Raw genomic sequence first — 24076 nt, forward strand, 5'->3', positions numbered from 1 at the left:
TTTGGTACGCCCGACAGGATTCGAACCTGTGGCCTGCGGATTAGAAGTCCGCTGCTCTATCCAGCTGAGCTACGGGCGCACCGTAACGGATATGTGCATCCGCGGGGCATTTGTGTGCCCCACGGCATTTGGTACGCCCCCCGGGAATCGAACCCGGAACCTACGGATTAAGAGTCCGTTGCTCTGCCAATTGAGCTAGGAGCGCATTGTGGGGTGGGAGACCGGACTTGAACCGGCGACCACCTGATCCACAATCAGGGGCTCTACCAACTGAACTACTCCCACCATCGAAGCCCGCTGATTCTATTGTAAACGGTGTTCTTCGTCAAGGATATTTACTATGATTCTGCTGACTTGTGTAATTCAAAAATAGAGATAACCTGACTTTAATGTAATCCTGTACGGAGCTGAAAGATGAAATGCCCCCGTTGTTCAAGCATTGACGACAGAGTCATTGATTCCCGCGCAGTAAGGGATGGTGAAGCCACACGCAGAAGACGCGAGTGTTCTGAGTGCGGATACAGGTTCACTACTTACGAGTACATTGAAAGATCATTTCCTGTTGTTGTCAAGAACGATGGTCGGAGAGAGCCTTTTGATCGTCATAAACTTGAAAAAGGTATTGAAAGGGCATGTGAAAAGAGACCTGTAGCTGCAGAGGATTTACAGGATCTGGTAGACAGGATAATCGCGAAAGTAACTGAGGAATTTCCGGATGAAGTTACGGGCAAATTCATTGGTGAATGTGCTATGGAGTTCCTGCAGGAAGTTGATCAGGTAGCATATGTTCGATTCGCAAGTGTTTACAGACAGTTCAAGGATGTGTCTCAGTTCAAGGAAGAACTGGACAGACTTCTGAAAGATTAGTTTTATTAAAGATTATTTAACAGCAATACGCAATGCAGCACACAGGGGAGGCGTATGAGCAGAGCAAGAACATTCAGCGGAGGTACTCATCCTCCAGGGAACAAAGGACTATCATCCGGCGAATCGATCAGGAAAATTCCTGCTCCCGATATTGTCAGGATACCTTTATGTCAGCATCTTGGCGCTCCATCAAAACCTGTTGTTAAAAAGGGTGATATCGTAATCAGGGGACAGGAGATCGGCGCTCAGAACGGTTTCATCAGTTTGCCGACCCATTCCTCTGTTAACGGAACGGTAACAGGTATTGAGGATTATCCAATGCCTCACAGGAGGAGCGGTCCTGTTGTAGTAATCGAGACTGAATCCGAAGAGGGTGGTCAGATTTTCGAGAAATGGGATGATTTTCACGATCACTCGCCAGCCGAGATTATCGAAAGAGTCAAACAGGCTGGTATTTCAGGAATGGGTGGCGCATGTTTCCCCACCTATGTGAAGCTTTCCCCTCCTCCCGATAAGAAGATTGATACTCTGCTGATAAACGGAGTGGAATGTGAACCATATCTTACGGCTGATGACCGGCTTATGCTGGAAAGACCGGACGATATCATTCTGGGTATGGAGATACTTGCATACACTCTGGGTGTTCAGCGATGTGTAATCGGAATTGAAGTCAATAAGCCGAAGGCAATTGATGTCATGGAGAAAAAAGGTATCAGTGTTCTGCCTTTGAAGGTTAAATATCCGCAGGGAGCGGAGAAGCAGCTCATTGATGCCGCAACCGGCAGGGAAGTTCCCGCCGGAGGGCTTCCTCTGGATATTGGAGTCGTTGTTCAGAATGTCGCAACTGCAGCCGCGGTTGCCGGTGCTGTTCGAGATGGTGAACCTTCGATCAGAAGGATAATTACAGTAACAGGTAAAGGGGTCTCCTCTCCATGCAACTATGATGCCTGTATTGGAACACTGTTCACTGATCTCATAGAAGAATCAGGCGGATATTCCGGTGATGTTGAGAGATTGATCAGCGGTGGACCGATGATGGGTATTGCTCTTTACACCGATGGTGTTCCGGTGACCAAGGGCACAAGTGGTGTTCTTGCTCTATCCCCTCAGGAGGTCAGAGATATAGCGGAGGGTCCTTGTATCAGATGCGGCAAATGTGTGGACATCTGTCCTCTTAAGCTCGTTCCCAGCATGATTGCCACAGCAGCTGAGAACGACCGATGGGGAATGGCAAAGGAATACGGTGCATTGAACTGCATGGCATGTGGATCGTGCAGTTATGTATGTCCGGCAGGAAGATACCTCGTTCATTATATCAAGAAGGCTCAGGACGCTATACGATCCGGCCAGGGAGAGGGGGCATAAATGGAACACAAACGATTTGAACTTGCAATGTCACCCCATGTTGGCACGCACCAGAATACAAGGAAGATCATGTTCGATGTGATTATAGCCCTGCTTCCTGCGCTGGCAGCCGCGACCTGGTTCTTCGGGCCGGGGGCACTGCTGCTTGTTGCTTTGAGTGTGGCAACAGCTGTGCTGGCGGAGTATCTGTGTCTGAAGTTCATGAAGAGGCCTGTCAGCTTTGCGTTCGATGGCAGCGCCATTGTAACCGGTATTCTTCTGGCGTACAATGTACCACCAGGTGTTCCATGGTGGCTGCCGGTTCTGGGATCTGCCTTTGCGATTGTTGTTGCCAAGCAGGCTTTCGGAGGCCTTGGGCATAATATCGTGAATCCCGCTCTTCTTGGTCGTGCTTTTCTGATGGCAAGTTTTCCAATTCTGATGACCGCCGGATGGACAGCACCTGAAGAGTGGAGAAACGAACAGAATAATCCCTGGGAGACAAACGGAATCGTGCAGGAAGAATTACTGGAAATGCCGAATGCTGATGCGATTTCCGGAGCTACTCCTCTGAACGTTCTGAAACAGAGTTTTGATCTGGACAAAAGCGCTGATCTTGCAAATGAAGAGGGCAACCATGCAGAAGCTGTTGAACTTGAAGCAAGAGCGTCCAGCATACGTCACGCATTGTCGCAGAAATCCACCTATCTTAATCTCCTTGTTGGAAGGAGAGGGGGATGCATTGGTGAAACCTCTGTTCTGCTTCTTCTTGCCGGAGCGCTGTTCCTTATTATCAGAGGTGTTCTTGAAATCAGGCTTCCTCTGAGTTATCTGGGAACTGTGGCTCTTTTTGCCTGGGTATTCGGAGGCAGCGGGTGGTTTAACGGTGATCCTCTTTTCCATGTTCTCGCAGGTGGAGTTATCCTGGGGGGATTTTTCATGGTTTCGGATATGGTGACAACCCCTGTGACACCAAAAGGAAGGATCATATTCGGAGTTGGAGCGGGACTGTTAACAATGGTTATCAGGAGATGGGGCGGATATCCGGAGGGATGTTCATACTCAATACTCCTTATGAATCTTGTGACTCCTCTGATTGATCGATTTACCAGGCCAAAGATTTTCGGGGAGGTGAAAGAGAATGATTGAAATGCTTAAACTGGGTCTTGTGCTGATGCTTGTAGCTCTTATTGCCGCGGTGGCTCTTGGAATTGTGAACAGCCGTACCGCACCAATAATCGAAATACAGCAGGAACTCGAGAAACAGAACGCCATGTCCGAAGTAGCCGCAATCCTCATGCCCGATGACAGCCTGGCTTTTGATTCTCTTTCAATAAGCAATCTCGAAAATCCCTATTCCTCATGCGATGAGCTGCTGCAGGTCGTAAAAGTATACGTGCCTCCTGATACATCAAGAATCGGTTACGTATTCATAGCCTACGGGAAGGGTTATTCAAGCACATTACAGACGATGGTGGCAATTCGAATGGATGGAAGAGTAGCCGGTACAATAATTCTAAACCAGCAGGAAACCCCCGGTCTCGGGGCGAATATCGTCATACCCTCCAAACTGATTGAGCATCTGATCGGAATGACAGGTCCGGAGTGTCTTCTTTCGAAGGATGGCGGGACAATTGATGCTATGACCGGATGTACAATCACTTCCAGAGCAGTTGTTAATTCAGTCCGACAAGGACTTGAGGATATAGGTGAAGCCGGATTGTTCTACGATGATATTGCACTGGATGAAGAACCTGCGGAAGGAGGTGCGGAATGAGCCTGATGAAGGATCTCACCAATGGGATTTACAGGGAGAACCCTGTTTTCAAACTCGCTCTGGGAATGTGTCCTTTCCTTGCCGTGACTACTTCTGTTGAGAACGCGCTTGGCATGGGTGCTGCTGCAACATTTGTGCTGATCGCTTCGAATTTTCTGGTCTCACTTTTCCGCAATCTGATTCCGTCGAAGGTCAGGATTCCATGCTATATCGTGATTATCGCGACTTTTGTAACATTGGTTGATATGGTTATGCACGCATATCTCCCTGACCTGCATAAAAGTCTCGGAATTTTCATACCGCTTATCGTTGTGAACTGTATTATTCTCGGCAGAGCGGAGGGTTTTGCCAACAGGCATCCTGTGCTCAGTTCGATCGCCGATGGAATCGGGATGGGTGTCGGCTTCACCATGGCAATGGTTGTTCTCGCGACTTTCAGAGAGCTTCTTGGTAATGGAACATGGTTGAATATAGACGTTCTTGGTTCTGCATTCCGGAACCAGCCATTACTTATAGCGATACTGGCTCCAGGAGCTTTCATACTTCTCAGTTTCATCATGGGGTTCTTCAAGATACTTGAAACCAGAAAAGGAGGTCGTCAATAATGAATGCATCAGCTCTTCTGTCAATGCTGCTTGCGGCCCCTTCATCTGGTAATCAGGGATTTGACCTCGGCAGGATGATGGCGATTATTATTGCTGCTATATTTGTGAACAACTTCGTTCTTTCAAGGTTCCTCGGGATTTGCCCGTTCATCGGAGTATCAAAACAGCTTGATTCAGCGATTGGAATGGGAGCTGCGGTTATCTTCGTCATGACTCTGGCGACCCTTGGCTCCTGGTCCGTTTATAACATGCTCCTCGTTCCTTTGAATCTTGGATATCTCAGGACCATCGCGTTTATTCTGATAATAGCTTCGCTTGTTCAGCTTGTTGAGATGATTCTTCAGAAATTCAGTCCCTCTCTTTACAGGGCGCTTGGTATTTTCCTGCCGCTGATAACTACGAATTGCGCTATCCTCGGAGTGGCCGTACTGAATATCGATGAGAAGTACAGCCTGGGTTATTCTCTGGTGAATGCCATAGCTGCGGGAATAGGTTTCACGCTAGCCTTGATTCTCATGGCTGGTTTAAGACAACGGCTTGAGCTGGCGAATGTACCCCCTGCATTGCGAGGGAAACCGATGGCTTTTCTGATTGCGGGAGTGATGTCTATAGCCTTTCTTGGTTTCGCCGGACTGGGAGGCTGACATGAATGCAGGTCTGATTCTGCTTAAAGTATTGGTAAGTCAGGATTCACTTGGAGATGCAATCGTGAATCCCATAATTGTCCTTGGCGCAATGGGGCTTCTTCTGGGGCTCGGTCTTGCATTCGCAGCATTTAAACTTGCTGTCCCGAAGGATCCGCTGGTAGAAAAGATCAGTGCTCTTTTGCCCGGCGTTAATTGTGGAGGGTGTGCTTATCCGGGTTGTAATCAATTCGCGGAAGCGGTAGCCAAGGGTATTGCACCACCCGGAGGATGCGTTGCAGCGAGTGAATCCATAAATGCTAAAATAGCTGAAGCTGTTGGAGTGGAGTTATCTGACAGTGCGAAACTGGTGGCTCTGGTTCACTGCAACGGCGGACACTCAGCCAGAGATGAATTCGAATATCACGGTCCCCCTGACTGCGTATCCGCTACCCTGATAATGGGCGGTCAGAAAACCTGTTCTTACGGATGCCTTGGATTTGGCGACTGCGTTGAAGTCTGCCTTTTTGATGCTATAGTGATTGGTGAGAATGGTATCCCGATAGTGGACAAGAACGCGTGTACCGGGTGCGGTAAGTGCGTAGAAATCTGTCCGAAGGATATTATTGAACTATGGCCTGTGAACAGGGAAGTTGTTGTTGCCTGTGCAAGTCTTGATAAAGGTGCTATTGCGAGAAAAGCATGTACAATGGCCTGTATCGGATGCAGGAAATGCATAAAAATCTGTCCGGTTGAAGCTATTACCGTTGAGGATTTTCTGGCGGAAATCGATCCCGACAAATGTATCAATTGCGGGGTGTGTGCTACGGTATGTCCAACCGGTGCGATTCTTGATACCGCTCCCGCCAGACCGAAGGCGTATATCGACGGAAGCTGTATCGGATGTACGCTGTGCACAAAGGCATGTCCTGTAGACGCGATTCATGGAGAGCTGAAGGAAAAGCATGAAGTCGACAGTGAGAAGTGCGTCGGCTGCGGTATTTGTGTTTCTACCTGTCCAAAGAACTCCATTCGCATGATAGGGGCAAAATCATACCAGCACGGGCAGGAGTTCAGAGTGTGAAGGAAAACGAGATCAACAGCAGATTGAGAGAGTTACCCGCTGTTCACGAACTTGCAGAAGAGCTTCGGAGTGAAATTCCAGATGCTGCCCCTGCTGCTGTTCGTGAAGCCTGTCGGAAGACACTGGAAGCTGAGCGAGAAAGGATTCTCGATGGAGGCGTCCCCTCTTCAACTGAAGAGTTGAAAAAACATCTGGTCAGTGAGCACAGAAGCCTTACCGATTCGAGCATGAAAAATATTATCAATGCTACAGGTGTAATTCTGCATACCGCCATTGGAAGAGCATGTCTCCCTGAGCGGTCGATTGAGGCAGTATACAGAGTAGCGAAAGGTTACAGTGTGCTTCAATGGGACGAAGAAACCGGCAGAAGAGGACATCGCGATATTCATACAGAGAAACTGATCTGCGAACTGACAGGGTCAGAAGCGGCTACAATTGCCAACAACAATGCAGGCGCTACACTACTGGTTCTTTCCGCTCTGGCGCGGGGCAGAGAGGTAATAGTTTCCAGGGGGCAGCTTGTTGAGATCGGGGGATCTTTCCGGATACCTGAAGTCATGAAACAGAGTGGCGCCCATATGCGGGAAATTGGCTGCACGAACAGAACGCATCTCAAAGATTATCGCGAAGCTGTCAATGAGAATACAGCGGTGATACTTCGTGTTCATCCTTCGAATTACAGGATCAGGGGATTCTCCGGTGAAGTTCCACTGGAGGACCTTGTCAAACTCGGAAGAGAGTCTGATATCCCTGTAGTGGACGATCTTGGAGCTGGTTCATACGTTGATTTGAAGCATTTCGGACTTCCGTCGGAACCTACGGTGCGAAGCAGTATCGAAACCGGCGCAGCGGTTGTTACAAGCTCCGGTGATAAACTGATAGGAGGCCCGCAGTCCGGGATTATATCGGGACAGAAGAAGTACATCGATATGATAAAGAAGCATCCCCTGGCCAGAGCATTGAGAGTTGGGAAACTCACAATAGCCGCGCTGGAGGCCGCTCTTGTCCTTTTCAGAGAAGATCCGGAATACCTTATTGCCAATCATCCCCTTTACAGGATGTTTGCTGTTAAAAAAAGTGAGCTGAAAAAGATTGCGGATGAATTCGTTTCAATGCTTGAACTTCCGAACTCCTGCTCCGTGACTGTCATCGAAACAGACAGTTATGTAGGCAGCGGCGCTCTTCCGGATCATGCCATTCCTTCATGGGGAGCTGCTGTCTCGTGTCCTGATACAGAGCTTCTTGCCCATAGATTGCGCCTTGGGTCACCTGCCGTTGCCTCGCGGATCGAGGATGGTCTCCTGAAATTCGATATGAGAACATTACAGCCGGGTGAAGCCGAAATACTCGCGGCTCTGGTAAATACGCTGGCGGAAGATCTATGGGCGTAATCGTCGGTACTGCCGGTCATATTGATCATGGCAAGAGTTCACTGGTGAAGTATCTCACCGGAACAGATCCCGACAGATTAAAAGAAGAGAAAGAACGGGGAATAACGATCGAGCTTGGATATGTTTTCATGCCAATGCCTGATGGCGATGTACTTTCCTTCATTGATGTTCCCGGACATGAAAAATTCATTCGGCAAATGGTAGCAGGTGTTGCAACAGTTGATTGTTTTCTGCTTGTTGTGGCAGCGGATGAGGGTGTAATGCCTCAGACAGCCGAACATCTTGACATTCTCAGACTTCTCGGAGTTAATAAGGGAATTGTTGCGCTGACAAAATGTGATCTCGTGAGTCCGGAAATGCAGGATCTGGCTGAAGCTGATATCGTTGATTTTCTTCAGAATACTCCTTTTGAGGGAACAGGCGTCATCAGAGTATCCTCAGAAACCGGCAAGGGGATGGAAGACATCAGGGAAGCACTGATACAGATGAAAGAGGAGATCGGTCAGCGACAGACAGGAACGAAATTCAGACTGGACATTGACAGGGTTTTCATCCTTGAAGGATTTGGCACGATCATAGGAGGCACAGCAGTTTCGGGCAGTGTTAAAATTGGAGATAAACTGGAACTTCAACCCGGAGGCAATACATATCGCGTACGCGAATTAAGGGTGAACGCAAATAAAGAAGTGCAGTCCGGATCAGCAGGTGACAGGATCGCTCTGAATCTGGTTGGTCTTCAGCGGGAAGATGTGTCATATGGTTCCTGCGTTGCAGAACCGGGTTTTCTTCAGGTAAAGAACAGTCTTGATACAAGATTGACATTGCTGAAATCAGCAAAGCCTCTGAAGAGGTATCAGAGAGTAAGGCTGCATACCGGTACTGCCGAGATCATGGCGCGAGCTGTTCCTGTGGAAACCGATGTGGTGCATCCGGGATCAACAGGATTTGTGCATTTCCAGCTCGAATCTCAGGTTGTAGCTCTTCCAGGTGACAGATTCGTCATCAGGAATTACTCTCCGGTGATTACGATTGGCGGAGGAATCATTCTCGAAGCAGGAACAGGAAAAGTAAGGAAAAAGCATATCCGGGAAAGGATATCTCACCTTGAAGTACTTGCGTCCGGAGATATTTACGCTGTTCTTTCCGAGATGGTGCAGCAGACCGGATTCGACGGTGTTTCCATAAGTGAGGCTGCCGGTGCGACAGGTAATACTCCAGAAGTGATTCAAGTGGTATTTGCTGAATTGCAGGAGCAGGGAACTGCTGAATTGATGAAGGATGGAACTACTCAAAGAGCAGTTAATTCGCAACTTGCTGATGAAGCAGAAAAAAAGGTTCTTTCCAGTATTCAGGAGCATCATGAAACCTGTCCCGTAAGTCCCGGTGTACATCTGTCAGCTCCAGGCAGAATACTGTCCGGATATCCTCAATGGTTTGTCAGGTCAGTTGTTGAGAATTTGACCGAAAGTGGAAGAATTGAACGTCGAAGTGAATGGTTTGCGCTGTCTACGCAGGCGGAGGGAATCCCTTCGGAATATGCCGCTCTGGTGGAGCAGATAATTCGGAAAGTGGATTCCGGAGGAATTCAGGGTTTTTCAATTACTGATTCAGGTGATGACGGTCTGGTCAATTCATTGATCGAACGCGAGATATTCTTTGAATTAACAAAGGGAATCCTTATCTCTGCGAAACAGGCTGAATCTGTTAAGGAGAAAGTAATTGAAGCATTCGGTGAAACTGGATTCACTCTAGCTGAACTCAGGGATTTCCTTGGTGTTTCCAGGAAGCTCGCACTGCAGTGGGGAGAATTCTTCGATAGAAAAGGCTGGACTGTTCGGAAAAGCGACCGGAGAATTTTTACCAGTTAGTCACAGTAGTTTACAATAATCAATGTTCTTCTTATGCTTCCCATTCTCTCACATATAACTATCTGGAGGTAGTATGCACATTGCGGTAGTAGGAAGTGGTTACGTCGGGCTGGTTGCAGCCACCTGTCTTTCCGAGATGGGAAACGATGTAATCTGCGTTGATAATGACGAAAAAAAGATCAACAACCTGAATAACAGCATAATCCCCATTTACGAGCCCGGTCTTGAAGAGATGATAAAGCGTAATACCGCTGAGAATCGACTAACCTTCACGACTGATATAGGATCCGCGATAAAGGAAAGTTCAATAATCTTCATTGCAGTGGGTACACCACCCGGAGAAGATGGATCTGCGGATCTCCAGCATGTACTGTCTGTTGCTTTGGATATTGCAGAACATATGGACGGACCTAAAATTGTTGTAAACAAGAGTACGGTTCCAGTCGGTACAGGAGATCTTGTGAAGGAACAGATCCAGAAGGAAACCTCTCACGAAGTCAGCATTGTGAGCAATCCTGAATTCCTCAAGGAAGGTTCTGCGATTGATGATTTCATGAAACCTGACCGCGTGATTATCGGTACGGATTCTGCTTCCGTGGCTGAGACAATGTGTGAGCTGTACTCACCCTTTGTCAGAACGAACAATCCCATTCTTGTCATGAGCAACAGGAGTGCGGAGATGACCAAATACGTGGCAAACAGTCTTCTGGCAACAAGGATTTCCTTCATGAACGAAATTGCCAACATGTGTGAAACAGTTGGAGCGGATATCCATGATATCAGGATTGGTATCGGATCAGATACACGAATCGGTTACAGTTTCCTTTTCCCCGGCGCCGGATTTGGCGGATCCTGCTTTCCGAAGGACATTCGAGCATTGCAGAAAACGGCAATTGAGCATGGTCATGAATTACATGTACTCAAAGCTGTAACGGAAGTGAATCAGGCTCAGAAAAAGATACTTGTCCGTAAAGTGGTCGATCATTTCGGGGAGGATCTTTCCGGATTGACTATTGGGATATGGGGAATCTCCTTTAAACCAAATACTGATGATATTCGCGATGCCCCTGCTCTTAGAGTAATTCAGGGTCTGCTTGAGAAGGGAGCGAATATTGTCGCATACGATCCTCAGGCAATGGTCAATGCGAAACGGGTTCTCGGTGATTCTATTAAATTTGCATCTTCCACATATGATGCTGTAACAGGAGCCGACGCATTGGTTCTTGTAACAGAGTGGACTGAATTCAGGGAACCTGATTTCAAACGAATGATGGAGATTATGAACCAGCCGGTTATATTTGACGGCAGGAATGTTTTCAATCCCTTCAAACTGATTGATTTAGGGTTTTCTTATTACGGAATCGGGAGAAATGTATGAAATTTGCTGACAGGATGAAAGATCGTGAGTACCCTTCAATTGCAATCATCGGCCTGGGGTACGTTGGCCTTCCACTTGCGCTTGAATTCGTAAAAGGCGGATGCAGAGTCACAGGCATTGATATAGATCCTGAAAAACCCCGCTTTATCAAAGAGGGGAAAAGTTACCTTAAGACAATTCCTTCTGAGCGGATATCCGAAGCGGTTGAAACGGGCAGACTGAATTGTACTACTGATTATTCGGGCATGAAGGATGCCGACGCCATAATAATCTGTGTTCCGACCCCGCTTGGTGAATCCAGAGAACCGGATCTGAGTTATGTAACCATGACCGGAAAAGAAGTTGCGGGATATCTGGAGCCCGGTCAGCTGGTAGTTCTTGAATCCACAACATATCCGGGAACTACCCGCGAGAAGCTTGTGCCAATTCTTGAAGAGACCGGTATGAAAGCCGGAGTGGACTTTTTTGTAGCCTTTTCACCTGAAAGAGAAGACCCCGGCAACAAGATACACACGACCAGAACTATCCCGAAACTTGTAGGCGCACTTACTGCCGAGGGAGCTGAAGCAGCGGAAAAGGTTTATTCATTAGCCGTTGACGAAGTTGTTACTGTCAGTTCTCCTGAGGTTGCTGAGATGGCGAAAATCACGGAGAATACCTATAGAGCAGTCAATATTGCTCTTGTGAATGAACTGAAGATGCTGGCTTCCAGAATGAATGTGGATATCTGGGAAGTAATAGAAGCCGCGTCGACGAAACCCTTTGGTTATACACCTTTCTATCCCGGTCCCGGACTTGGCGGCCACTGTATTCCCATCGATCCGTTCTATCTTACATGGAAGGCACACCAATTCGGCATGCCCACCCGGTTCATAGAACTGGCGGGAGAGATCAATACTGCCATGCCTGATTTTGTAGTATCAACAATATCACGTTCATTGAACTCAAGACAGAAAAGCGTAAACGGAAGCAGGATTCTTATTCTTGGAATGGCTTACAAACCGGATATCGATGATATTAGAGAAACTCCCGCACTCAAGGTCATGGACGAACTCCTTGAACTTGGAGCGAGTGTGGATTATAACGATCCTTATGTTACCCGCATCGGAGCCACCAGACAAACCCACAGAAGGCCAGTTTCGGTCGAGTTGACAGAAGAGAATCTTCAGGAATACGATTGCGCTGTTGTCATTACCAATCATTCCTGTTACGATTACCAGTGGATAGTTGATTGTTCCTCTCTGGTTATTGACACAAGGAACGCCTGTGCTGGAATAACGCAAGGAATGGAGAAAGTGGTCAAAGCATGAAAATTGCTTCCGTACTGCTGTTTTTTGCTGTATTTATCGCATCTTCTTCCGGCCTGCAGGGGTATACTGTTCCCGGAGTGGAAACCGATGAGATTCTCATGAGTATTCATGTCTGGGGTGAGGTTAGAAATCCCGGTACTTATCTTGTTCCGGTTGAGGCTGATCTCATTGCCGGCATATCCGCTGCAGGCGGACCTACTCAGCACGCCAGTCTGGGTGATGTGAGCATAGTCTACGAAGACTTTGAAATAGAGTACGATCTGCACAATTTTCTTGATGCTGAGGGAGAACCTGTACCTGACCTTCATCCCGGAGCTACAATCTACATTCGTACGAGGAGCTACGAATGGTGGAAAGAAGCTATCGATTTTACTTATAAAATTGTTGTTGCTGCTAACCTTATATGGATAATAATTGACAGATGAATACAGAAATAGCAGACGAGCGGGAATCGATAAGAATAGGTGAGTACCTCTGGCTGCTCTACCGTCATAAATGGGTTGTACTGGCTTTCCTGATTGTATCTGTGCTGGCGAGTATCTGGGTTACTCAAAGAACAAGGCCTGTTTACAGATCAAGTGCTACGTTCATTTTCAATACACGTAACACGATGTCTCAGACTCTGAATATGTCAAGCGTCTTCTGGTATGAAATGGATCCCATGCGCAACAATCAGATTCAGATCATTCAGAGCCGAAGCATGGCGGAACTGGTTGCTGATTCAATCATGCGTTCTTCTTATTCTGACAGCCTTGTATCACTTCTTTTTGGAGAGATTGATCCCCCTCAGAGCAACCTTAGATCAGCACTTATTGGTATGGTGCGGGGAAGCAGTTCCGTCAGTGTAATGAAGGATACCGATTTTTTCGTGTTATCTGCTACAGGTTATTCCCCTGCAGCAGCTGCAACGATGGCTAATCTCATAGTGCATACGTACTACAGAAGAAACCTGAATGAAGCCCGCGGAGAGAATACGATGGTCAGGGAATTCCTGGCAGAGCAGCTCGCTATCATGGACGTTGATCTTGCCAGTGATGAAGACTCTCTGACAAGATTCAAGGAAGAACACGGCATTGTCAGTCTGAGTTCGGAGACTTCTCATATTGTCAGCAGCCTGTCCTCGTTTGAGACTGCGGCCGCCACGTCTCGAACTGAGCAGGGAGCTCTTCAGGCACAGAGAGATTACTTCACGGATCAGCTTGAGACAGGAAGACTCGAACTTGCAGATGATCTCGCAAGAGTGAACAGTACTTTCATTGCTCAGCTGGAAAGTGATCTGGCTTCGCTCGAGGCTTCCCGTGCTTCTCTTATGGCCAGGGGAGGTAACGAGGATGATGCGGTAGTACAGAATCTTGATAATGAAATAGCCGCAAGGAGAACCGCCCTGACGCAGGCTCTGGGAGAAGCTGCATACATTCAATTCCCGGATGATCCAGCCGGATCTGTACAGAGAATAGTATCAGATCTGATTTCAATCGAATCGCAGTTGAGAGCAGAGAGAATCAAGGAATCCGTTCTCCGCAGCGTGATACATGATCTTGAAGACAGCATCTCAGTGCTGCCCGAGCTTGAGCTTACTCTTGTTCGGCTTGAGCGAAACAGGACTGTAAGTGAACAGATATATCTTCTTCTCCGCACGAAATATGAGGAAGTAAGAATAGCTGAAGCCGGTCAGATGGGTAATGTGACTATCGTGGATACGGCCCTGCCTGGAGGCATGATCAAACCGAACAGCAGACGTAATCTTATGCTTGGTATTTTCGCGGGGCTCGCAGCCGGCATAGGTTTCATTTTTCTTAAGGAGCAGCTTGATTCAACGGTAAAAAGCCCTGAGGATATTGAGAATCTTGATATTCCGGTTGTTGGCGTTATACCTAAGATACCCCGATCTGAAACTGTAGCCCGGAGCGGAAAACAGGGGCTGATAATGATGACAGCTCCAAGGCAGGCCGGAAGTGAAGCCTACAGAGATCTAAGGACGAGTCTCCGTTTCAGCGGGGCTGACAGGAGTATCCGCTCTCTTCTTGTGACAAGCGCGGGTCCGAGAGAGGGGAAATCAACGACTGCTGGGAATCTGGCAATCGCCATAGCGCAGACCGGTTCAAAGATTCTGCTGATCGATGCTGATCTCAGGCGTCCGGTGATTCATAATATTTTCAGTCTTTCAAGGGAACCTGGAGTTTCCGAAGCAATAGCCGGAATCAAATCTGTTGAGGATGCGGTGCAGAAAACTGCATTTGATAACCTCTCCGTTCTCACCTGCGGTTACATTCCGCATAACCCTTCCGAACTTCTCGGAAGCAGGAAATGCAGAATACTCCTTTCAGAACTCAAGAAATCCTTCGATATGATTATTCTGGACAGTCCTCCTGTTGCTGTCGTTACGGATGCCATACTGCTGAGTACTGAAGTTGACGCTACCCTCATGGTTGTAGGAGCGAAGAAAATCGACCGTAAGGTTCTCGAATCTTCCTGGATGAAACTGAAACGCACATCAGCATACCTTGCTGGCGCTGTGCTTAACGGTTTTGATCCCGTGAAGATGTACACTTCCTATACCTACTACACTTACAGATACCATTACTACTATGACGATGAAACCAGGAAGAGATCAAAACGCCGGATTCAAGGTCTTTCCAGGAAGAAACGCACATCATCAACTAACTAATCATCAATCCGCATATTTTACCAACATTCTACTACAGCGACGAATACAGATATGTCTACTTCGTTATGCTCGCACATCCATCCTCGACGTACTATTCAAGTACGCCTGTGGAGTCTGCACTCGCAAGCCTCGTATCCACAACTGTTTTCGACGCTTCGAAACCAGCACAGCAAGAAGTATGTGGTTCCTGGAGAGATCTTCAGAAACGAATGCTGGTGAAATATGCGGGTAAGAGATTCTCTATGGGTTACCCCACAGATCAACCGTTTCATCGTCCGCCAATATCGAAATACTGAATCTTATCCATATTCGGATTCACACTTCCAGTTATCCCTGTGAAATTTTCTGACAGCGTAACATAATATCAATCAATAACTAACAACGTTCATGCGGAAATGTACTTCTGTTCTGGTGGGATACTATCCCATAGGGTGGGTTGACAGTGGGAGATTGTGGGATAGAATTGAGCTGGAGGATACCTTATGAGCGAATACACGGGGAAACATATACACACTCTTGATGACAAGGGCAGGGTAAGCGTTCCGGCGCAGTTCCGCAGGCAATTACCCAAGGAAGGTCTGTATATCGGGAAGGGTATGGAAGGAAGCCTGATCCTTTACCCGCCTGAAAAATGGCAGAAGGTCAGGGACGGTCTTGCATCCCTTTCAAGAAACATCAAAAAGCACAGAGATATTATCCGTGAATTCTCGCAGTATATCCGCCCGGTTTATATCGATGGACAGGGGAGAATAACAATTCCATCCGATCTTATCGACATAGCAGGAGTAACTCACGAAGTGGTTTTTCTGGGCCTGCTCGATTCGATTGAACTCTGGTCTGCTGAGCGCTATGCCGGGCGGGAAAAGGAGCAGGTATCCTCTCTGGAAGAAGCAGTTGAAGAAATTGAGATAGATATTTACTGAGTTGGAATCACTCCCTTGAATCAGGAGGTCGGTTTCAATGTGCGCAGACAGGCCTGCCCGAAGCCACCTGTACAGCTCCGATCATGTCCGCGGGGATGAAATAGAAACGCATGTTCCGGTTTTACTCGATAATGTAATCAGTTTTCTCTCTGGCGGAAGAACAGAAGGATTACTTGTGGACGGAACTGCTGGCGCAGGCGGTCACCTGGCTGCTATGGCAGAAGCATTACCGAAAATGAGTCTGCTTGGAGTGGATCGTGATCCCGTGGCGTTATCAATACTCAGAAACAGATTCAATCAGGATTCAGGTATAACGGTCAGGCAGGCCAGCTATACGGAGATACCGGTTATTATGAGCGAAATAGGTTTTACATACGCGTCCGGTGCTCTATTCGACCTGGGGCTTTCCTCAATTCAACTGGATGACTCATCAAGAGGGTTCTCATACAGATCGGATGGACCGCTGGATATGCGGTTCGACGGCTCCTCCGGTATTACTGTTGATGAGATTCTGAATAAATGCTCTGAGCGTGAAATTGCTGATATCATCTACAATTACGGTGAGGAAGGAAGAAGCAGACGAATCGCGAAAGCCATAGTAAAAGAAAGACCTGTTCACTCGACTCAGGAGCTGGCTTCAATCATTCGTGGAAGTGTACGAGGCAATCCTGTTAAAATTCTTTCAAGGGTTTTCCAGGCTTTGAGAATTGCTGTTAACAGCGAACTCGAACAGCTGGACAATCTTCTGGACAATCTTCACACCTGGACTGAATCCGGAGCTCGTATTGCCTTCATCACTTTTCATTCATTAGAGGACAGAAGAATAAAATTGCTTTTCAGGGATTCCGGATACTACAGTCAATTTTCCCCGGTGTGGATTGTTCCCGATGAGAATGAGCGCCGGGAGAACCCTCGCGCAAGATCTGCAAGATTACGCATGGGAATTCGATTATGAGGAAGAATTTCCGCAGAATTCTGTTAGTTATTGCAGGTGGGTTTATTCTTCTGGTTGTTCTTGAAGCAGGGATCTATAACTGGAGGCTTCTTCTTTCAATGAGGCATAAAAATCTTACTGAAATCAGACGCCAGCTGCGATGGAGAAGAGACGAACTGCTTGTTGAAAGGGCAACGCTTCTTAATCCGGAAAGACTTGAGAATATTGGTGAAGACCTGGGTATGGCTCCAATTCCACTTGAACATTTTTCGATTGTTGAATTACAGCCTGATACATGCGGAGGTGAGCTGTTTGTCTGTATGGAGCAGTGAAATATCTCCTGATAGACGTTCTGCGCGATTGCAGATACTGATGGTTTTTGTCCTGATTGGTTTTCTTGTAATAACGGGCAGACTTATCAACATCCAGATAGTCCATCACGATTTCTACTCGAATGAAGCACGCTCTCAGCACACTACCCGGATAAATGTAGAGGCGAGGAGAGGAAGAATTCTTGACAGGAACGGATATCTTCTTGCCGGGAACAGAGCTGTAGTTACATTTCAGGTTTATTGGCCTGAAGTACCGGCAGGGGCAGAATCAAGAGTCGACAGTCTTGTTTCCGTTCTTGGAGAACATACACGTGCTGGCTTAAGACAACCTCTTGAAAGACAATCCGGTAATCAGATTATTGCGGAAAATGTTCCTTTTCAGGAGGCGTTCAGCCTTATGAACGATGGTTTGCCGACAGGAGTGAGTGCAAATGTCGAGCAGGAGAGAACATATCCGATGGGTGATATAGCTTCCGGTATTGTTGGGAGACATACGCGTGAAGGCGCAGAGGGAATTGAAAGCTGGTTTAATTCGACTCTCCAGGGTACGGATGGAAAACTCTTCATTGAGAAGAGTGCTGCCGGCAGATTCAATCTTACGGATCCGGAAGCTGATAATATCTCCGTTGTGGATGGGCAGGATATCATGCTCACACTTGACTCAAGATTTCAGTCCATCGTAATGGAGGAACTTGAAAACGCCATGGAAATGTATAACAGCGACTGGGCAGCAGCAGTTGTCATTGATCCCTCATCCGGAGAAATCCTTGCAGCAGGAAGTGTCCCTGTACGGGCAGGTAACGGATATCTCGCCATGAATCACTGTTTTCAGGGTTATCATGAGCCTGGTTCTACTTTTAAACTTGTTGTTTATGCAGCATGCATTGAAGAAGGTGTTATTGCTGCAGGCGATGTCTTTGATTGCAGCGAGGGTCGAATCACAGTCTCCGGCGAGAATATTTCCGATGCGCATAAATTTGGAATACTCACCGGTGAACAGGTTATTATCAATTCCAGCAATGTCGGGACGATCCTGCTTTCACGTTTACTTGCGGATACAACTTTAAGCAGCTACTGCAGACGATTTGGTTTCGGATCGCTGACGATGGTTGAATATCCGGGAGAATCCAGAGGGATCGTGCCCTCCCCAGGATCTTCAGGATGGTCCGGAGTTTCCGCAGCACAGATAGCAATCGGGCAGGAGGTTACTGTAACACCGCTTCAACTGACTCTGGCCTACTGCGTGATTGCGAATGGAGGAACACTCTTCTACCCGAGACTTCTTGATGCCAGGTGGAGTGAGAATCAGTGGGTAACTGAAGAATCAATTGTCAGATCACATCCTGTCTCTCGCGGAACTGCTGCAACTGTAAGAAGTGCTTTAAGATCTGTTATAGAGGAGGGAACCGGAGCTTCCGCGTCAGTTGCCGGAGTGAGCGTAGCCGGCAAAACCGGAACTGCGGAGAGGTTGAGTGGGGAAAGCGATTATCTGAGCGCTTTCGTTGGAATGGTTCCGGCCGAAAATCCCAGTCTTGTAATTTCTGTACTCATAGATGATCCTGATTTTGAATACAGGTGGGGCAGCGCTTCAGCTGCGCCGGTATTCTCTGAAATCGTAACAAGGATACTCGCGGTGGAACCTGAACTTGCTCTGGGAAGACAGTTTTCCGGAAGTGACCTGATGGCGGGAGTGCTTGAATGAAACTGCAATGCCTTCTTGAAGCCGCCGATATCGTTGTTTCCGATGAGATGAGAGAACTTGAAGTGTCTTCCATTGAGGAGGATTCAAGAGAAGTTACCCAGGGATCTCTTTTTGTGGCAGTAACCGGTTTTGATACGGATGGCCATCAATATGTTGAGCAGGCGCTTGAACGAGGTGCCGTAGCAGTGGTTACAGAACATGGTGTCTCAGAAGATTCTGAAGATTCACGTGTATTGGTGAATCTTTCAGGGGATAACAGAAAACTGCTTGCAGACATTTCAGCGAAGTTCTTCGATTATCCCTGGGATCATCTCATCTCAATCGGAATTACAGGCACTAACGGGAAAACATCCACTTCAAGAATGCTAGCCTGGATACTGGAGAGACATGGTTTCCAGACAGGCATTATGGGTACCGTTGGCCACCTGATCGGAGGCAGGGACATCACTGCTTCGATGACTACACCCGGAGCACTCGAAACCTCCAGGATGATGAATCAGATGGTGGCTGCAGGTGACAGGTGCTGCGTTATGGAAGTATCCAGTCATGCACTCGCTCTGGCCAGAGTTGATTCAGTAAGATTTGATGTAGGACTCTTTACCAACATCAGTCAGGATCATCTGGATTTCCATGAGTCCATGGATGAATACCTCCGGTGCAAGATGCATCTGTTTGAACTGCTTAAAAAGGACGGCAGGGCGATTATAGGGACCTATGCTCCCGGATTTCCATCACTGGAGGGAGCTGAAACCTTCGGAATCAGAGAAAACGATACTTACCGACTTTCAGATATTTCTGTTGAACTCGGGCGAGTATCCTTCAAATTATCGTTGAATGGAATACAGATTCCGGTGCGAATGAATGTGCCCGGACGTTTCAATATCTTTAATGCAGCCGGTGCTCTCGCCGTTGCGGTAACGCTGGGACTTGATCCTTACACAGCTGCAGAATCAATGAAAGATTTCAGTGGTGTTCCCGGAAGATTTGAGTCCGTTGAACTGGGGCAGGATTTCCTGGTTGCGGTTGACTACGCTCACACACCTGATGCGTTGAAACGCATTCTACAGCAGGCATCAGAACTAACTGAAAACAGGGTGATAGTAGTTTTCGGTGCCGGTGGGGACAGAGACGTTTCGAAGCGGCCCTTAATGGGGCAAATAGCTGATAGCCTGGCAGACATCATAGTGATCACCAGTGACAATCCACGTACTGAGGATCCCGACTTGATTATTCAGGACATCCTCAGAGGTTTCTCGTCGAAAGACGGGCTTATTGTTGAAACGGACAGAAGAACCGCTATAGGAATCGCGATTAAGACCGCTGTTGCCGGAGACATTGTTATTATCGCCGGCAAGGGGCATGAGGATTACCAGATACTGGGGAAAACAAAGATACATTTTGATGATCGTGAAGAAGCTGCTGCAGTTCTGAGAAAGGTTCTCAAATGCTGAAAGTTAAAGAAATTGCCCGCGCAGCCGGAGGCTGGGTTTCTCCGGAGACTTCCAGCGGGTCAATTAAGAACGTGGTGATCGATTCTCGTTTATCCGGGAACGAAACTCTCTTTTTTGCTCTGAAAGGGGAGAAAACCGACGGGCATCTTTATGCCGATGAAGTTATCGAGAATGGAGGATACGCAGTAGTCTCCAGGGGTTTGAAACGTGATGGAATAATCCTTGTAGACAGCGTGGAACAGGCATTGCTTGATGCAGCGAAATGGCGCCGCCTGCAACTCGATTCGAGAGTGATTGCCATAACCGGTTCAAGCGGCAAGACAACTACCAGACAGTTGCTTACCGCTGCTCTCAGGACATCTCATAATGTATTCAGCACCAGCGGGAATCTTAATAACCAGCTAGGTCTTCCAATGACTGTTCTTAACATCCCTGATCCACCTCCTTCAATAATTATCCTCGAAATGGGTATGAATCATGCCGGTGAGCTTACTCTGCTCGGAAGTATCGCATTACCAACTGATTGTCTGATTACTAACGTAGGCCTGGCTCACATGGAATTTTTCCCCTCTCGCGAAGGCATTGCAAAGGCAAAGGCTGAAGTTATTCAGACAACAGAGCCGGGAGGAACATGTGTGATACCGGTTGGTGAGCCCATTCTGAAAAGGGCTGCGCTGGACCGCAACCTTTCAATCAGGTACTTCGGAGAAAATGGTAATGCGTGGTTTAAACAAAATGTTGATGGTTCCTACAGGTTGTATCCATGGGATATCACACTGAATCTTCAGCTTGCCGGTGATCATAATGCTTCAAATGCAGTTTCTGCTGTATTGATGGCGGAGGTCTTTGATGTCACTCCGCAGGCAGCCACAGGAGCGATGGAAAATGTTTCTCCGGATGCCGGAAGAGGAAGGGTTGTCGAGGCAGGAGATGTAACGATTCTGGATGAGAGTTACAATGCAAATCCTGATTCAACCAGAGCGTGTCTGAACGTACTGGGAAGCATGACAGGAGACCGTGCTGCTGTTCTCGGAGATATGCGAGAGCTTGGAGAAAGGGCTCAGGAGTTCCATCGTCAGGTGCTTGAAACAGCTGATTCCCTTGGACTGAAATTCCTGATTATCACAGGTGATCTGTACAATTCCGTTAAGAACACCGTTATTCACACAGAAGTACTTTTCGCTGAAGACTGGCTTGAAGCCCTTTCAATATTGCGGGAAACTGTTACGCCCGGATGTACCGTACTTGTAAAAGGATCCAACTCCGTCAGGCTCAGTGAGCTTGTACGGCTCATGGAGGAGGGCAGCTGATGTTATACTGGATTCTGTACCCCCTGAGAGATTCCATTTCACTCTTCAACCTTTTCGGGTACATCACATTCCGGGCTGCAGGAGCCACTGTAACCGCATTGATAATTGCGTTTGCAGCAGGACCTGCTGTGATAAGATTTCTGAAAAGACATCAGATCGGTCAAACTGTTCGAGATGATGGTCCGGAAAGTCATTTTAAAAAGCGGGGAACTCCCACAATGGGAGGACTTCTCATACTTATGTCAGTACTGATACCGGTTCTCCTCTGGGGTGTACTTGGAAACAGAGCACTCATGGTTGTTCTTATCTCAACAATATGGATGGGATTAATCGGTTTGCTGGATGATTACCTGAAAGTAGTCAGGCATTGTTCAAAAGGATTGATCGGGAAGTACAAACTTATTGGTCAATTTGTGCTTGGCATCGCGCTCGGCGCATGGCTCTGCTTCAGCCCGGTAGCTCAGGGAGATCAGCCTTCTCATCCGTCGATTGTTCCTTCTATTCGAACAATTGATCTTGAATCGAAAGATGAAATAGACATAACTTCTACAGAAACAGCTGTTCCATTCCTGAAGGGAATCCGGATAGATCTGGGAATCTGGTACATCCTGTTTGTCGCTCTGGTTCTTGCAGGGAGTGCTAATGCCGTCAATTTGACAGACGGGCTTGATGGTCTGGCCACAGGAGTGAGCCTGATTTCAATTATTGCTTTCGGTGTGATGGCTTACGTGCTGGGGCATATCAGATTTGCTGATTATCTCCAGTTATCATACCTGCCCGGCGTTGGTGAAGTTTCAGTATTTGCCGGGGCGATGGCTGGCGCATGCCTTGGTTTTCTATGGTTCAATGCTCCTCCAGCATCTGTATTTATGGGAGATACCGGTTCTCTGGCTCTCGGTGGAGCAATAGGGTCAATGGCCGTTGTCACGAAAAACGAATTGCTTCTTTTCCTGGTTGGCGGAGTCTTTGTTGCGGAAGTGTTGAGCGTGGTAATACAGGTAAGCTGGTTTAAACGGACGGGTAAACGTGTTTTTAGAATGGCGCCTATCCATCACCATTTCGAACTGCTCGGATGGATGGAAAGTAAAGTTGTCGTCCGATTCTGGATAATTGCTGCGATTCTCGGACTTCTGGGTCTAACAACATTGAAGATAAGGTGATACATGGGTTACTGGACTGACGGTGGTCGAAATGCGGGAGTACTCGGTCTCGGACTGAGCGGCAGAGCCGCTGCAGCACTCCTGAAAAGAAGAGGATTTTCCGTCACCGGACTCGATGATCGATCAGATGTCGAACCCTGTGCAGCCTGCGACAGAATAATCACCGGAGACAGGATAATCAACAGCCTTGAATCACTTGACGGGCTTGTTATCAGTCCTGGTGTCAGTCCTGAATCAGAAATTCCCTCCAAGGCCAGCGAGATGGGGCTGCCGGTAATCGGTGAGATTGAACTCGCCTTTCGTCATACTGAGATCCCGGTAATCGCAGTTACCGGTTCAAACGGGAAAACGACCACCGTTGAATGGCTTGGTTACACTCTCCGCAAGGCTGGAGTCAAAGCCTGTGTTGCAGGGAATATGGGATATCCCTTCAGTACTGCTGTTCTGGAAAATAACGATGCCGAGTATTTCGTGCTTGAAGTCAGCAGTTACCAGTTACAGACTATCGAGATATTCCGTCCGTTCGCCGCAACGATACTCAATGTTACTCCCGATCATCTTCAGCGCCATGGTGATATTGAAAGTTACAGGAATGCAAAGACCGGGATTTTCATGAATCAACATGATACTGATGTCCTTGTACTTAACAGAGATGATCCGGGTTCGGTACCGCTTGCCGGCAGGACGATGGGTCTGGAGTGGTTCTTCGGAATTGGTAAAAGAGTTCGAGACGGAGCTTTCATTGAAGGTAATTCACTCTTCCTTGCAAGTTCCAGTGCAGAACGGTTTGTAATGGATATCAGAAAGATATCTCTGCCTGGCGCCCATAACCTTGCTAATGCGCTTGCTGTTGCATGTCTGGCGAAGAAAGCAGGATTGGAAGCAGGGGAGATGATTGAAGGTTTGGCTACTTTTCCAGGAGTACCTCATAGATTAGAAAGTGTAAGAAATATAAATGGTGTCGAATTTGTGAATGACTCCAAATCTACCAATCCTGATTCGCTCCTGGTCGCATTGAAGAGTTTTGATAATCCAATAATTCTCATAGCAGGTGGTCAGGTTAAGAAGGCCGACTACAGTGGCCTTGGACAGCTTATCAGAGATCGCGTTAATGTTCTGATACTCATTGGAGAGGCAGCTGCTGAATTCGAGGAAACGTGGGCTGGCTTAACCGAAGTATTCGTTGAGGGAGTTATGGAAAAGGCAATTGCCAGAGCGACAATTGTTGCAGACGAAGGTGATGTTGTGCTTCTTTCACCAGGCTGTGCCAGTTTTGATCAGTACAGGAATTTTGAGGAGCGTGGAGAGCATTTCAGAGATCTTGTGGAGGGCTTGAGTGAAACATGAGG

At 47.5% G+C, this 24076-nt stretch carries 21 protein-coding genes and 3 tRNA genes; 21 read left to right on the forward strand and 3 right to left on the reverse strand.

Annotation, left to right across the window (positions count from 1 at the left end; all coding sequences use genetic code 11):
* Positions 1-2: 2 nt before the first annotated feature.
* The 3 genes from K8R76_03565 to K8R76_03575 all read right to left on the reverse strand — a co-directional run bounded on the left by K8R76_03565 (position 3) and on the right by K8R76_03575 (position 285).
* Positions 3-79 (reverse strand) — tRNA-Arg (locus tag K8R76_03565).
* A gap of 50 nt (positions 80-129) precedes the next feature.
* Positions 130-205: transfer RNA gene (locus K8R76_03570), tRNA-Lys, on the reverse strand.
* A 4-nt stretch (positions 206-209) separates the two neighbouring features.
* Positions 210-285, reverse strand: a tRNA-His gene (locus K8R76_03575).
* A gap of 129 nt (positions 286-414) precedes the next feature.
* Here K8R76_03575 and nrdR point away from each other — a divergent pair.
* From nrdR to murD, 21 genes are all read left to right on the forward strand, one after another.
* Entirely contained in the window at positions 415-867 is a 453-nt protein-coding gene (gene nrdR / locus K8R76_03580; protein ID MCD4847251.1) for a transcriptional regulator NrdR, read from the forward strand.
* Between the two features lie 54 nt (positions 868-921).
* The gene (gene rsxC, locus K8R76_03585) at positions 922-2232 is read left to right on the forward strand and encodes an electron transport complex subunit RsxC (GenBank protein ID MCD4847252.1); all 1311 of its coding nucleotides are present in this window, start codon (positions 922-924) and stop codon (positions 2230-2232) included.
* Complete coding sequence (locus K8R76_03590) at positions 2233-3360, forward strand: RnfABCDGE type electron transport complex subunit D (protein ID MCD4847253.1); 1128 nt, start codon at positions 2233-2235, stop codon at positions 3358-3360.
* Entirely contained in the window at positions 3353-3988 is a 636-nt protein-coding gene (locus tag K8R76_03595; protein MCD4847254.1) for an RnfABCDGE type electron transport complex subunit G, read from the forward strand. Before K8R76_03590 ends, K8R76_03595 begins: the two co-directional genes overlap by 8 nt.
* Positions 3985-4593: an electron transport complex subunit E gene (locus tag K8R76_03600; GenBank protein MCD4847255.1), complete on the forward strand. Its 609-nt coding sequence runs from the start codon at positions 3985-3987 to the stop codon at positions 4591-4593. The genes K8R76_03595 and K8R76_03600 overlap by 4 nt, the downstream gene beginning before the upstream one ends.
* 23 nt (positions 4594-4616) lie before the next feature.
* Entirely contained in the window at positions 4617-5237 is a 621-nt protein-coding gene (gene rsxA, locus K8R76_03605) for an electron transport complex subunit RsxA (GenBank protein MCD4847256.1), read from the forward strand.
* Position 5238: 1 nt separating this feature from the next.
* Positions 5239-6300, forward strand: a complete 1062-nt coding sequence (locus tag K8R76_03610) for an RnfABCDGE type electron transport complex subunit B (GenBank protein ID MCD4847257.1) — start codon at positions 5239-5241, stop codon at positions 6298-6300.
* On the forward strand, positions 6297-7691 hold the full coding sequence (gene selA / locus K8R76_03615; GenBank protein MCD4847258.1) for an L-seryl-tRNA(Sec) selenium transferase: 1395 nt from the start codon (positions 6297-6299) through the stop codon (positions 7689-7691). Before K8R76_03610 ends, selA begins: the two co-directional genes overlap by 4 nt.
* Positions 7682-9559: a selenocysteine-specific translation elongation factor gene (gene selB, locus K8R76_03620; GenBank protein MCD4847259.1), complete on the forward strand. Its 1878-nt coding sequence runs from the start codon at positions 7682-7684 to the stop codon at positions 9557-9559. The genes selA and selB overlap by 10 nt, the downstream gene beginning before the upstream one ends.
* A gap of 73 nt (positions 9560-9632) precedes the next feature.
* Positions 9633-10937, forward strand: a complete 1305-nt coding sequence (locus K8R76_03625; protein MCD4847260.1) for a UDP-glucose/GDP-mannose dehydrogenase family protein — start codon at positions 9633-9635, stop codon at positions 10935-10937.
* Positions 10934-12247, forward strand: coding sequence for a nucleotide sugar dehydrogenase (locus tag K8R76_03630; protein MCD4847261.1), 1314 nt, complete (start codon positions 10934-10936; stop codon positions 12245-12247). Before K8R76_03625 ends, K8R76_03630 begins: the two co-directional genes overlap by 4 nt.
* Positions 12244-12672: an SLBB domain-containing protein gene (locus tag K8R76_03635; protein ID MCD4847262.1), complete on the forward strand. Its 429-nt coding sequence runs from the start codon at positions 12244-12246 to the stop codon at positions 12670-12672. Before K8R76_03630 ends, K8R76_03635 begins: the two co-directional genes overlap by 4 nt.
* The gene (locus tag K8R76_03640; protein MCD4847263.1) at positions 12669-14915 is read left to right on the forward strand and encodes a polysaccharide biosynthesis tyrosine autokinase; all 2247 of its coding nucleotides are present in this window, start codon (positions 12669-12671) and stop codon (positions 14913-14915) included. Before K8R76_03635 ends, K8R76_03640 begins: the two co-directional genes overlap by 4 nt.
* 482 nt (positions 14916-15397) lie before the next feature.
* Positions 15398-15838, forward strand: coding sequence for a division/cell wall cluster transcriptional repressor MraZ (locus K8R76_03645; GenBank protein ID MCD4847264.1), 441 nt, complete (start codon positions 15398-15400; stop codon positions 15836-15838).
* A gap of 37 nt (positions 15839-15875) precedes the next feature.
* Entirely contained in the window at positions 15876-16793 is a 918-nt protein-coding gene (rsmH, locus tag K8R76_03650) for a 16S rRNA (cytosine(1402)-N(4))-methyltransferase RsmH (protein MCD4847265.1), read from the forward strand.
* The gene (locus tag K8R76_03655; protein ID MCD4847266.1) at positions 16790-17104 is read left to right on the forward strand and encodes a hypothetical protein; all 315 of its coding nucleotides are present in this window, start codon (positions 16790-16792) and stop codon (positions 17102-17104) included. Before rsmH ends, K8R76_03655 begins: the two co-directional genes overlap by 4 nt.
* Positions 17085-18806, forward strand: a complete 1722-nt coding sequence (locus K8R76_03660; protein MCD4847267.1) for a penicillin-binding protein 2 — start codon at positions 17085-17087, stop codon at positions 18804-18806. The genes K8R76_03655 and K8R76_03660 overlap by 20 nt, the downstream gene beginning before the upstream one ends.
* Complete coding sequence (locus tag K8R76_03665) at positions 18803-20257, forward strand: UDP-N-acetylmuramoyl-L-alanyl-D-glutamate--2,6-diaminopimelate ligase (GenBank protein ID MCD4847268.1); 1455 nt, start codon at positions 18803-18805, stop codon at positions 20255-20257. The genes K8R76_03660 and K8R76_03665 overlap by 4 nt, the downstream gene beginning before the upstream one ends.
* Positions 20251-21567, forward strand: a complete 1317-nt coding sequence (gene murF, locus K8R76_03670) for a UDP-N-acetylmuramoyl-tripeptide--D-alanyl-D-alanine ligase (GenBank protein ID MCD4847269.1) — start codon at positions 20251-20253, stop codon at positions 21565-21567. The genes K8R76_03665 and murF overlap by 7 nt, the downstream gene beginning before the upstream one ends.
* The gene (gene mraY / locus K8R76_03675) at positions 21567-22727 is read left to right on the forward strand and encodes a phospho-N-acetylmuramoyl-pentapeptide-transferase (GenBank protein ID MCD4847270.1); all 1161 of its coding nucleotides are present in this window, start codon (positions 21567-21569) and stop codon (positions 22725-22727) included. The genes murF and mraY overlap by 1 nt, the downstream gene beginning before the upstream one ends.
* Positions 22728-22730: 3 nt before the next feature.
* A complete protein-coding gene (gene murD, locus K8R76_03680) occupies positions 22731-24074 on the forward strand; it encodes a UDP-N-acetylmuramoyl-L-alanine--D-glutamate ligase (GenBank protein MCD4847271.1) in 1344 nt (447 codons plus the stop codon).
* The last annotated feature ends 2 nt before the right edge of the window (positions 24075-24076 follow it).

Origin of the sequence: Candidatus Aegiribacteria sp. (assembly GCA_021108435.1) — a bacterium.
Taxonomy (GTDB): domain Bacteria; phylum Fermentibacterota; class Fermentibacteria; order Fermentibacterales; family JCC-6; genus Aegiribacteria.